At 74.6% G+C, this 12,074-nt stretch carries 9 protein-coding genes; 2 read left to right on the plus strand and 7 right to left on the minus strand.

Annotated elements, in window-relative coordinates; translation table 11 throughout:
- Positions 1–55: 55 nt before the first annotated feature.
- From ACIDOF_RS16365 to ACIDOF_RS16395, 7 genes are all read right to left on the minus strand, one after another.
- Positions 56–244 (minus strand): hypothetical protein, encoded by a 189-nt coding sequence (locus ACIDOF_RS16365; protein ID WP_409006596.1) that lies wholly within the window; start codon positions 242–244, stop codon positions 56–58.
- A gap of 52 nt (positions 245–296) precedes the next feature.
- Positions 297–3,104, minus strand: coding sequence for a SpoIIE family protein phosphatase (locus ACIDOF_RS16370; protein WP_409006597.1), 2,808 nt, complete (start codon positions 3,102–3,104; stop codon positions 297–299).
- Positions 3,105–3,141: 37 nt separating this feature from the next.
- Positions 3,142–4,206 (minus strand): class I SAM-dependent methyltransferase, encoded by a 1,065-nt coding sequence (locus ACIDOF_RS16375; protein ID WP_409006598.1) that lies wholly within the window; start codon positions 4,204–4,206, stop codon positions 3,142–3,144.
- A 173-nt stretch (positions 4,207–4,379) separates the two neighbouring features.
- Positions 4,380–5,114 carry a D-Ala-D-Ala carboxypeptidase family metallohydrolase gene (locus ACIDOF_RS16380; RefSeq protein WP_409006599.1) on the minus strand — a complete coding sequence of 245 codons (735 nt, stop codon included), beginning with the start codon at positions 5,112–5,114 and terminating at the stop codon, positions 4,380–4,382.
- A 148-nt stretch (positions 5,115–5,262) separates the two neighbouring features.
- Positions 5,263–6,762, minus strand: a complete 1,500-nt coding sequence (locus ACIDOF_RS16385) for a GAF domain-containing protein (RefSeq protein WP_409006749.1) — start codon at positions 6,760–6,762, stop codon at positions 5,263–5,265.
- A gap of 550 nt (positions 6,763–7,312) precedes the next feature.
- On the minus strand, positions 7,313–7,564 hold the full coding sequence (locus tag ACIDOF_RS16390) for a CBU_0592 family membrane protein (protein ID WP_409006750.1): 252 nt from the start codon (positions 7,562–7,564) through the stop codon (positions 7,313–7,315).
- A 19-nt stretch (positions 7,565–7,583) separates the two neighbouring features.
- The gene (locus tag ACIDOF_RS16395; protein WP_409006600.1) at positions 7,584–8,621 is read right to left on the minus strand and encodes a rod shape-determining protein; all 1,038 of its coding nucleotides are present in this window, start codon (positions 8,619–8,621) and stop codon (positions 7,584–7,586) included.
- Between the two features lie 527 nt (positions 8,622–9,148).
- Here ACIDOF_RS16395 and ACIDOF_RS16400 point away from each other — a divergent pair.
- Together ACIDOF_RS16400 and ACIDOF_RS16405 are read left to right on the plus strand one after the other, a co-directional pair.
- On the plus strand, positions 9,149–10,666 hold the full coding sequence (locus ACIDOF_RS16400) for a helix-turn-helix domain-containing protein (RefSeq protein ID WP_409006601.1): 1,518 nt from the start codon (positions 9,149–9,151) through the stop codon (positions 10,664–10,666).
- A 79-nt stretch (positions 10,667–10,745) separates the two neighbouring features.
- A complete protein-coding gene (locus tag ACIDOF_RS16405; protein WP_409006751.1) occupies positions 10,746–12,035 on the plus strand; it encodes an MFS transporter in 1,290 nt (429 codons plus the stop codon).
- The last annotated feature ends 39 nt before the right edge of the window (positions 12,036–12,074 follow it).

The raw sequence follows: 12,074 nt of genomic DNA on the forward strand, positions 1-12,074 counted from the left end.
TCCAGCGAAACAAGGTTCGGCGGTCTCGGCACGCCGGGCCCGCGCCCCGGGGCGGTCAGATGTCGTAGTCCTGGTTGAAGCGGTCCACCTCTTCCTGCATGTCGCGGGGGACGTCCTCGTTCTGCTGGGGGCCGCGGTCCCGGGGCTGCTCCCTCGGCTTCTGCCGGGTCTGCTCCCGCGGCTGCTGCTGCTGCTGCCGCTCCTGCTGCCCGGCCTTCTCCTGGGGCTGGTCCTTCATGCCCATGGCTGGCTCCTTCCTGTCATTCCAGGATGCTCCCGGTGCGCTCCCGGTGCGTTCAGAAGTTCTCGTCGTCCCACTGGGCCAGCAGCGACTCCGGGCTCGGCTCGTCGGCCGGGCCGTCCGGGTGGACGGACTGCTCGGTCCAGATGACCTTGCCGCGGGCCGTGTAGCGGGTGCCCCAGCGGCGGGCGAACTGTGCCACCAGGAACAGGCCGCGCCCGCCCTCGTCGGTGGTGGCGGCGCGGCGCAGGTGCGGGGACGTGCTGGAGCCGTCGGACACTTCGCAGATCAGGTTGCCGCGGTCGTGCAGCAGGCGCAGCCGGACCGGGGGGATGCCGTAGCGGATGGCGTTGGTGACGAGTTCGCTCACCACCAGCTCGGTCGTGAACGCGGCCTCGTCCAGGTCCCAGTCCTGCAGCCGTTGGGCGACGTCCTTGCGGACCCGGCTCACCTCGGCGGGGTCGCTCGGCACGTCCCATTCGGCGATCCGCTCCGGGTCGAGGAGGCGGGCGCGGGCGACGAGCAGGGCGACGTCGTCGTCGGGGTGTGGCGGGAGCAGCGCGTCGAGGACGGCCGTGCAGGTCTCCTCGGGTGTGCCGGGCGCCCCGGCGAGGGTCGTACGCAGCAACGCGAGGCCTGTGTCCAGGTCGCGGTCGCGGTGCTCGACGAGGCCGTCGGTGAACAGCACGAGCCGGTCGCCCGCCGCGAGGGTGAGCCGGGCCGACTCGAAGGGCAGGCCGGCGCCGAGGCCGAGCGGCGGGGAGACCGGGACGTCGGGGAACGTGACCGTGCCGTCGACGCGCACCAGGGCCGGGCCCGGATGGCCTGCGCGGGCCAGGGCGCACGCGCCGGAGGCCGGGTCGTAGACCGCGTACAGGCAGGTCGCGCCGGTGATCGCGGCCTGGCCGTCGGCTGCCGGGTCGGACTCGTCGGCGTCGATGCGGGCGACCAACTCGTCGAGGTGGCCGAGGAGTTCGTCGGGCGGCAGGTCGAGGGCGGAGAAGTTGTGGACGGCGGTGCGCAGGCGGCCCATGGTGGCGGCGGCGTGCAGTCCGTGGCCGACGACGTCGCCGACGACGAGGGCTACGCGGGCGCCGGGCAGCGGGATCACGTCGAACCAGTCGCCGCCCACGCCCGCCTTGGCAGGCAGATAGCGGTGCGCGACCTCGACGGCCGACTGCTCGGCGAGGGAGCGCGGCAGCAGGCTGCGCTGCAGTGCGACGGCCGTCGAGTGCTCGTGGGTGTAGCGGCGGGCGTTGTCCACGGCGACCGCGGCGCGCGTCGCCAGCTCCTCGGCGAACGTCAGGTCGTCCGCCGAGAACGGCGCCTGCTCGGAGCGCCAGAAGTTGGCGAGGCCGAGGAGCACGCCGCGGGCCCGCAGTGGCACGGAGATCAGCGAGTGCACGCCGAAGTCCAGGATCCGCTGGGTGCGTTCGGGGTTCTGGGTGCGCCAGGCGTCGAACGCGGCGAGGTCGGGTTCGAGTACGGAGTGCCCCTCCGCGAGGGCCACGGCCACCGGGTTGTCGGGCCGCCACGGGATGCGTTCGCCGACGGCGATGAACGGCGGGTCGGCGCGGCGGCCGCGGAAGGCGACGCGGCACATCACCGTGCCGGTGCCGTCCGGTTCGTCGCCGCGCAGCACCGGTTCGAGGAGTTCGACGGTCGCGTAGTCGGCGAAGCGGGGCGTGGCGGCCTCGGCGAGTTCCTGGGCGGTGCGCACCACGTCGAGGGTGGTGCCGAGCCGGGCGCCCGCGTCGTAGAGGAGCCGCAGGCGTTCGCGGGCGGTCTCGGCGCGGCCGGCGAGGGCGCGCAGTTCGGTCGTGTCGCGGAGGGTGGCGACGCTGCCGGCCGGGCCGCCGCGCCGGCCGACGGGCCGCAGGCTGACGGCGAGCAGCCGGTCCCCGGCCAGGTGCACCTCGTCGGTGGCGGCCCGCCCGGAGGTGAGGAGTCCGGCCATGTCGGGGTCCAGGCCGAGGGCGGTGACGGGGCGGTGTTCGGCGTCCGGGGGGAGGGTGAGGAGGCGGCGGGCCTCGTCGTTGGCGAGGAGCAGCCGGCCGTCGCCGCCGACGATCAGGACGCCTTCCCGTACGGAGTGCAGGACGGCGTCGTGGTGCTCGTACATGCGGGTCATCTCGGCCGGGCCGAGGCCGTGGGTCTGGCGGCGCAGGCGGCGGCTGACCAGGAGCGAGCCGCCCGCCGACAGGACCAGGGCGCCCGCGGCGCCGCCGAACAGCAGCGGCAGCTGGGCGCCGACGACGTCCTCGACCCGCTTCACGGTGATGCCGACGGAGACGACCCCGGCGAGGGAGCCGTCGGGGCGGGTGACCGGGGCGGCCGAGTTCACGGTGGGGCCGGTGCTGGCCTGGAACGTGTCGGTGTGCGGGCGGCCGTCCCGGGCGGCGGCGAGCACCTCCTCCACGGGTCCGATGACGTGCCGGCCGATGAGCGCCGGGTCGGGGTGGGTGTACCGGATGCCGTCGGTGTTCCAGACCACCACGTAGTCGGTGCCGGAGCCTTCGCGGGCGGCCTCGGCGCGGGGCTGGAGCACGGCGGTGGGGTCGCGGTCGTCGAGGGCTTCGAGCGTGCCGGGGGCGTTGGCGAAGCTCTGCGCGACGGCGAGGGTGCGGTGGCGGGCCGCGTCGGTCGTGCCCCGGCGGGCCTGGACGACCAGGGCGGTGACGGCGGCGGCGACGAGCAGCAGCACGATCACCAGCTGCAGCAGGAAGACCTGGCCGGCGACGGTGCGCACGTTCAGGAGCGACCGCAGGCGGCGTGCGTTGCGGCCGGGTGGTCCGCCGCGGCGGCGTCGGGCGCCGCGGCGGGAGGGCTCCGAGGTCCGTCGGAAGCGTCCGCGGGCTTCCATGTCTCCAGTGTTGCCCGGTATCTCCGGTATTGGCCCGTTACTTCCGTGCCACGTAGTAGACGTTCAGGATGTCGCCCTCGACGTGCTGTTCCGTGACGTCGGAGAAGCCCGCGTCGGCGAGCATCCGGCGGGCCCGCTGGCGGCCCCACACCGTGCCGAGGCCGGCGCCGCCCTCGCCGAGCGAGACGGTCATGCAGTAGAAGACGGAGAACGTGTAGAGGGTGGGGCCGAGCAGGTGGCCGACGTTCTCCTCCAGGTTGCTGGACGCGTCGATGTCGCCCATCAGGAACGTCCCGTCGTCCCGCAGCGCGCCCGCGACCGCGCGCAGGGTCTCGGCGGGCCGGGCCAGGTCGTGGATCACGTCGAACGCGGTGATCAGGTCGTACGCCCCGGTCAGCGTGGCGGAGTCGCCGAGGTCGAAGCGGGCGTTGCCGAGGCCCAGCTCCGCGGCCTCGCGCCGGGCCGCCGCGATGCCGGTCTCCGAGATGTCGAGGCCCCGGAACCGGCTCTGCGGGAAGGCCTGCGCGAGGAGGTTGACCGCGTGGCCCTGCCCGGTGCCGATGTCCAGGCAGTCGATCCCGGCGCGCAGCCGTTCGGTGAGGCCGGGGACCAGCGGGATCACGGCGTCGACGAGGGCCGCGTCGTACACCCGCGCGGTCTCCTCGGCCTGGAGCTCCTGGAAGCGCGGGTACGAGGAGTAGGGGACGCCGCCGCCCTTGCGGAAGGCCTCGACGACCTCGTCCTCGACGTTGCCGATCAGGGCCAGGTCCTGCAGGAACGACGCGATGTTGTCCGGGCCCGCGGCGCGGGTGAGCGCGGCGGCGTGCTCGGGCGGCAGGCGGTACGTGCCGTCCTCGGGGGCGTACTCGACGATGCCGCCGACGGTCATGCCGCCCAGCCACTCCCGTACGTACCGCTCGTTCAGGCCGGTGGTCGTGGCGATCTGCTCGCTGGTGGCGGGCGGGAGGCCGGCCAGTGCGTCGAACAGGCCGGTGCGGTGGCCGAGGCTGCACAGATAGCCGAGGCAGGCGTCGTTGAGGACCTGCACCATGCGGCCGGCGAACTCCTCCTGCCTGGCGCGGTCGAGGGCTTCGGTGGTCATGGCCTTCTCCTTCCCGTACAGGTCGGAGAGGGGTCAGGCCGCCCGCCGAGCCGCAGACCGGCCGGGAGTGCGTGTCGTTGCACACCATGCTACGCCGGACCGGCCCACTCGCCTCCCGAGCGGACCGGCGGCAACTGCCCCTCGGTGGAGGGGAGTTGCCGTCGGCCCCGCGGTCAGATGCCGCAGCTGGGCGCCGACCAGTACGGGCTCGGGTCGAAGGCCACGTGCGTGTGGTCGTTGTGGCCCGGGTAGCCGGGGCCGAGGATCTCCGAGAAGCCGTGTGTGCGGGACTGCTGGGCGAGGCGGCAGAGCGTCGGCGACCCGGTCAGGTCGGCGGCGTCCCCGTACAGGTGCCGACTGGAGGCGGAGCCGCCGACCGCGCTGTTGCAGGCGTACGAGCGGAAGCCGCTGGAGATCGTGATCGGGACGTCGCCGAGGGCGTGCCGCATGGCCTCCAGCTTCCACATCGTCTTCAGGGCGTTGGCCTTGGCGGTGGCCGCCGGGACCGCGCCGCCGGACCAGTCGGAGTTGCACTTGTTGAGCTCGGCGTACGTGAAGTGGATGGGGGTGCAGTCCGCGTCCTGGAGCGCGTAGATCTTGTTGAACGTGGCCGGGCCCGCGACGCCGTCGGCGGCGAGGCCGTACGCGGACTGGAACTTCTTCACGGCCGCGGCGGTGCGGGCGCCGTACTGGCCGTCGTACGAGAGGCGCTCGCCGGAGGTGACCCAGCCGGCGACGCGGATCTGCAGCTGTGTGACGTCGCTGCCGGAGGCGCCCTGGGACAGGGTGCGGTTCCAGGTGTAGCAGGTGTCGGCCTGGGCGGTGCCCGCGGTGGCGCTCACCCCGAGGAAGGCGCAGGCCATGGCCATGACAAATAACCCGAGCGTACGTGCCGTGCGTCTGAGCATCTCGGCCTCCCGACCGTCGAACCGGGTGCACCGCCCCAGCGGCGGCCGCCCCGGGAGTCGACCCAAGAGTGGGGCCGGTCAGCTACGCGCGTCAACGGTCGGGAGGGGGCGGGGCCGAGAGTTCATCGCGCGGCGACCCGGGTGTCGGTCAGAGCGGCCACTGGGACGTGGTCGTGGTGCCGTCCGGGCCGCCGTCGTCGGTGACCGTGAGCCGCAACCCCGGGCGCCCGTCCGGGAGTCGGGCCTCCGCGTCGACCGTCACACGGATCTCGGACACCCCGGGGCGGCGGGCCGTCGCGGCCAGCGCCCGGCGCAGCGCGGCGACCAGCTGCACCGCCACCGGCTCCGGGACCCGGGCGTCGACGGCGCCCCGGAACTGCGTCGACGGGGAGACGCCGAGCACGGCCGCCGCGCCCGCCGCCTCCTTCAGGACCGTGCCGCGCACGCCCGTCGGCGCGTCCGCGGGCGGCTGCTGCAGCGCGAAGATCGCCGTACGCACGTCCTGGATCGTCGACTCCAGTTCGTCGACGGCCTTGCCGATGGCCGTGCCGACCTCCGGGGCGCGGGCCCTGCGCTGCGTGGACTCCAGCATCATGCCGGTGGCGAAGAGCCGCTGGACCACCAGGTCGTGCAGGTCGCGGGCGATCCGGTCGCGGTCCTCGAACACCGCGAGCCGCTCGCGGCTGCGCCGGGCGTCGGCGAGCACCAGGGCGAGCGCGGCCTGCGAGGCGAACTGCCCGGCGAGCTGCCGCTCGACCGGCGTGTAGTCGCGGGCGCCACGGGTGCGGGGCAGGGCGAGCGTGCCGATGAGACGGCCGCCGCTCTGCAGCGGGAGCAGCATGCTCGGGCCGAAACGGCTCCGCACCTCGGTCGTCATCCGCGGATCGGTCGCCGAGTCGGCGACGAACACCGGTTCCCCGCCCAGGAGTTGAGCGAGGACCGGGCTGCCCGGGGCGATCGTCGTGCCGACCAGGTCCGCCGGATCGCCGTGCGTGGACGCCGTGACGATCTCCATGCCGCCCTCGTCGGTGGGCTGCAGGATCACGCCCGCGGCGGCGTCCGCGAGCCGGCGGGCCTGCTCGGCGACCACCGTCAGCGGCTCCTCGCTGCGCTCGCCGCTGAGCAGGGCCGTGGTGACGGCGGCCGCGCCCTCGATCCAGCGCTCCCGCTGCCGGGCGTTCTCGAAGAGCAGCGCGTTCCCGATCGCGATGCCCGCCTGCGCGGCGAGGATCCGGACCAGCCGCTCGTCCTCCTCCGTGAACGGCCCGCCGCGCTTCTCGGTCAGGAACAGGTCGCCGAACACCTCGTCGCGTACGAGCACGGGTACGCCGATGAAGCTGTGCATCGGCGGATGCCCCGGCGGCACGCCGCCCGAGCGCGGGTCGGCCGCCAGATCGTCGACGCGCAGCGGGCGCGGGTCCCGCAGGAGTACGCCGAGCAGGCCCTTGTCCCCGCACGGCAGCCGCCCGATCCGGGCCCTGGCCTCGTCGTCCAGGCCGACGGTGAACAACTCGGTGAGCCGGGGCCCTCCGCTCCGGTCCGGGTCGACGACCCCGAGCGCCCCGTACCGGGCGCCGGTGAGACGGGTCGCGGCATCCACCAAGTGCTGCAGCGTGGCCCGCAGTTCGAGATCGGCGCCGACGCTCAGGACCGCTTCGAGGAGAAGGGGCTCTCGGGGAACGGTGGGGGGTTCCGGGGGAGGGGTGGGGGCTGAGGGGTGCGGGTCGGGGTGGTCCGCGTGCGGGTTGGGTCGGTCCGCGTGCGGGCTGGGTCGGTCCGCGTGTAGGTCGGGTCGGTCCCTGCGCGGGTCGGGTCGGTCCGCGTGCGGGGTGTCGGCTTTCGGGCGGTCGGTTGTGTGCGAGGGCGGGGTGGACGCGGCGGGTGGCTGGTCGGAGGCGGCAGGCCGCAGCCCGGTGTCATGCGGGGGCCGGTCAGAGGCGGTCGGCGGCTGGTCGGCAGAGGCGGGCGGCTGGCCGGTGTCGTGCGAGGGTCGGTCGGAGGCGGTCGGCTGCTGCCCCGTGTCGTGTGGCTGCGGTGTCATGACCGTGCCCCTCCTTTCCGGCCGCCGCGTCCGGGCTGGACACGCGGTCTCGCTGCCGCCTCGTCCGGCTGGTCGCGCGGGCTCGCTGCCGCCGCTTCCCTCGGTCTCTGCCGCGTCCCTCGGCCTATGCGGGCTCGCTGCCGGCGCGTTCCTCGGCCTACGCGGGCTCGCTGCCGCTCATCGGGCGTCCACGGGCCCAGTCCACCAGACCGAGCAGCGAGTAGAGGCCCCAGGCGCCCTCCAGCAGGGCGAAGCCCCACTGCTCCTCGGCGACCGCGTCGATGGCGAGGAGCGAGGAGCCGATGAAGTTCAGCCACAGGTAGCGGGCCGAGCCGAAGGCGAGTCGGCCGGTCTGGGCGAGCACGAACGACGCCAGGATGAGCAGCGCGCCGACGAGCTGCAGGGACATGGACACGGGGGAGTCCTGCTCACTCGGCGAGCGGGTCGAGGCGCATCGGCTCGATCTTGCCCTCGAGCATCTCGCCGAGGCCCCGTACCGCGCAGGTGTCCGGGCGCTCGGCGATGTGCACCGGCATCCCCGTCGCCGTACGGAGCATCTGGTCGAGGCCGGGGAGCAGGGCGCTGCCGCCGACCATCATGATGCCCCGGTCGGCGAGGTCGGCGACCAGGTCGGGCGGGCAGTTGCGGAGCACCTTGCCGAGGCCGTCGAGCACGGCGGTCAGCGGGGTGTGGATGGCCTCGCGGACCGCCGAGGTCTGCACGTGCACGGAGCGGGCCAGGCCGGTCGCGACGTCCCGGCCGTGGATCTCGGTGGACTCCGGGCCCTGTGTGGTCAGGCCGTTCCCGCTGAGGGCGAGCTGCAGCGGCCGTACCGACTGGCTGGGCAGCATCAACTCGTGCTGGTGGCGCAGGTGTTGGACGATCGCGTCGTCGATGGCGTCGCCGCCGACCGGGATCCGCTCGGCCGTCACGATCGCGCCCATCGAGAGCACCGCGACCTGCGTGGTGGCCGCCCCGCACACCAGGATCATCGTGGCCTCCGGTTGCTCCACCGGAAGCCCGCAGCCCACCGCCGCCGCGATCAGCGTGTCCACCAGCTCGACCCGGCGCGCCCCGAGCCCGATCAGCGTCTCGGTGGCCGCGCGCTGCGCGAGCGGATCCGCGTCGTGCGGCACGCAGGCCGCCGCGCGCAGCCGGGGCTTGCGGCGCAGGGTGCGGCGCAGCTTGTCGTCGAGGAGGTGGCTGAGCATCCGCTGCGCCATGTCGATGTCGACGACGGTGCCGCCGGAGACCGGGCGGACCACCCGGATGTAGCCCGGCGTACGGCCCGTCATGCGCTCCGCGAGCTCACCGACCGCGATCAGCGCCCCGGTCCTGGTGTTGACGGCGGCGACGCTCGGCTCGTCGACGACGAGGCCCGCGCCCTTCACGTACACGCGGGTGCGAGCGGCGCCGAGGTCTACGCCGAAGTGGCAGCGGTGCAGCTGCTCAAGGCTGACGGTCATGGCAGTTCCTCCCGAGAGCGCAGGACCAGGTCGGTGGTTGTCTCCTGGCATCGTCCGGCGGCCGGGCGGATCCCGCCTGTCGAGAAGGTCCGGGCGGGGTGCCTCTGTACGGGTGGTTCGGCTGGGACGCATGTGACGGGCGCGTGGCAAGGGTTGCTCTTCGGCCATTCGCGTACGTGATCGATCCGGCGGCTCCCTGTCATCCCTTGGGGAAAGCGTTTACGGTCCGCTGCTTTTTGGCCGTTGATGTTGAAAGTCGGTCACATGCTGTGTTGTTGCGGTCACGGTGCGAATGGAAATCTCCCTCCCGGTGCTCGGAAGGCACCTCCGGCCGGGTCGCCGCTTTGGGAGGCGCGACCTGGCCGGGCCGGGGCTTCGGCCGCTGTCGTGGGGGCGGTGGTCGGGGACCTGGGGGGAGAGGAAGGGAGGCGGTCCCGCCCCGCCATGCATGGGGCGGCGGGGCGGGACCGCCGAACGGGCCGTGCCGACACACGGCCCGCGCACGCCATTCGAGGAGGGGCGCGGCCATGGGGGCGCGGAGAACACCCAACGACCGACTGCGGGAACGCCTGGAGGAGGCCCAGTGGAGCGGGGCCGAGCTGGCCCGGGCGGTGAACGCCGCGGGCCGGCAGGCCGGAGTCCGGGTCTCGTACGACCGGTCCAACGTCTCGCACTGGCTGGCCGGCACCCGGCCCCGGCCCTCGGCGCGCGACCTGCTCGTCCGCGCCTTCGCCAAGCGCCTCGGCCGGCTCGTCACGGTCGAGGAACTGGGCTTCGGCGCGGTCGGCGCGGCCCGCGGCGAGGCGGCGGCGCACGGATCGCCGTACGGGGACGGGACGTACGGGACGACGTACGGGGACGGGGCGTACGGGACGACGTACGGGTTCCACGGCGCGTACGGCGGTCCGGCGCACGGCGCGGGCCGGGGCGGGACCGCGATGCGGCTCGTGCGCGGCGGGGTGCGGGGCGCCGGGACGCGGGGCGCCGGGGCGCGGTCGCTGCCCGTGCAGCCGGGGCCCGGCGACGCGGCGGACGCGCGGCCGGGCGGGGCCGGGGGAGCGGGCGAGCCGGGCCGCTGCGCGTGGGGGCGCGCGGGGGAGGCCCGGCGTGAGCTCGCCGACCTGGTCCTGGAGCACCGCGACCCGAGGCAGCTGCGGCGACTGCGCGAACTGCCCTACCGGGCACCGCAGTTGCCCGTGCCGCACGCCGACCTGCCCGCCGGGCGGGGCGACGGGAGCGGGCGGGATGGGGTGCTCGTGCACGCCGCCCTCGACGTCCTCGAGCGCAGCGGCGGCCGGGCCGTGCGGGAGCTCGTCGTCGGGGAGCTGTCCGGGGCCGACCGGGCCGAGGCCGCGCGGCTCTGCCGGATGCTCGGCCGCGCCTGGGCCGACGACCTCGGGCACGGGGCGGCGCAGCGTGCTCTCGAACTGTCCGCCGCGCTCGCCGCCGAGGCCGGACGGCCGGTGCTGCGGGCGGCGGCGCTGCGCGACATGAGCGTGCTCGCCCTCGAACTGGGCCGCACCACCGAGGCGTTGGCGCTCGCCGAGGCCGCCGTCGACCAGGGCTTCGACGGGGCCGGCGCGGGCACCCGGGCGTTCCTGCTCACCCAGCGCTCCGTGGCCCGCGCCGTCACCGGGGACGGGGCGGGCGCCGTGAAGGACATGGACGGCGCGGAGTACTGGATCGACCGGGGCGAGGACGACGAGAACGGCTCGTACTCGCTCGGCGCGCTGCTCTACCAGGTCGCCCGGATGCACCGGGCCGAGGGCGACCTGCGCCGGTCCGTGTCCGCGCTCGAACTCTCGCTGTCCCTGCGCTCGCCGCACGAGCAGCGCTCCCGCGCCCTCATCCGGATCGAACTCGCCCACCAGCGGCTCGGCTCCGGCGACTTCGCGGCCGCCGCCGACGAGCTGCGGATGCTGGTGCCGGGCCACGAGTCGCTGCGGTCCGCGCGGGTGGACGCGGCGCTCGCCTACCTCCGCAGCCGCGCCCTCAGCCCCGACCCGGCGCCGCTGCCGCGGATCGCCTACCGGGGGCGGTGCTGAGCGCCGTACGCGCGTACGGGGGCGCGCGTTAGCATCCCGTGTGACCAGCGAGACTTCGGCGAACAGTGAGCAGACGGGCATAACGAACCCGACGGGGGACGGCGGGGCGGGGGCCGCGGGGAAGCCGGCGGTCGCCCGGCGGCGCATCCTCGCCGACCTCACACCGCTGCGGACCTCCCCCGACTACCGGCGCCTGTGGATCGGCAACACCGTCTCCTGGCTCGGCCAGGCCATGACGGCCCTCGCGATCTCGCTGCAGGTGTACGACATCACGCACTCCAGCTTCGCCGTCGGCCTCGTCGGTCTCTTCTCGCTCGTACCGCTGGTCGTCTTCGGCCTGTACGGCGGCGCCATCGCCGACACCGTGGACCGGCGCAAGCTCGGGCTCGCCAGCTCCTTCGGGCTGTTCCTGCTGAGCCTCGTCCTCGCGGGCGCGGCGCTCGCCGGGTTCCACGAGGTGTGGCTGCTCTACTCGATCGTCGCGCTGCAGGCGGTGTGCGGGGCGCTCAACTCCCCGGCCCGTACGTCGATGATCCCCCGGCTCCTGCCGCCCGAGCAGCTGCCGGCCGCCAACGCGCTCGGCTCGATGACGACCACGTCGGGCACCATGTTCGGGCCGATGCTCGGCGGGCTCGTCGTCGGCCTGTGGGGCTACCAGGCCGCGTACCTGATCGACGCCGTCACCTTCACCGTCGGCCTGTACGCGATGTGGCGGCTGCCGTCGATGAAGCCGGAGCGGGGCGCGGGCGCCGCCAAGCGGGCCTCCGTCGTGGACGGGCTGCGCTTCCTCGCGACCCGGCCCAACATCCGCATGACGTTCTTCACCGACATGTGCGCGATGGTCCTCGCCCACCCGCGCGCCCTGTTCCCGGCCGTGGCCGTGCTGTGGTTCGCCGGGGACGCGAAGACCGCGGGCATGCTCGTCGCCGCGCCCGCGGTGGGCGCCCTGCTCGGCAGCGTGTTCTCCGGCTGGCTCGGGCGGATCCGGAGGCACGGCCTTGCGATCCTCCTCGCGGTCGCGTCGTGGGGCGCGGCCGTCGCCGTCTTCGGGCTCACCCGCAACCTGTGGCTCGGCATGTTCTTCCTCGCCCTCGCCGGGTGCGCCGACACCGTGTCCATGGTGTTCCGGTCGACGATGCTGCAGGCGGCCACGCCCGACGAGATGCGGGGGCGGCTCCAGGGCGTGTTCATCGTCGTCGTCGCGGGCGGACCGCGCCTCGGCGACTTCCTCGCGGGCTCGGTCGCCGACCTGACCTCGCCCCAACTGGCCATCACCGGCGGCGGGGCGGCGTGCGTGCTCGCGGTGGGCCTGCTCGCGCTGAAGTGGCGCGGCTTCGCCCGGTACGACGCGCGGTCGCCGGAGGCGTGACCGCCCCCAGGGCCGGTCGGTGAAGCTAGGACCGATCGG

Source organism: Streptomyces sp. Da 82-17, from assembly GCF_046098215.1.
In the GTDB taxonomy this organism is placed as follows: Bacteria; Actinomycetota; Actinomycetes; order Streptomycetales; family Streptomycetaceae; genus Streptomyces.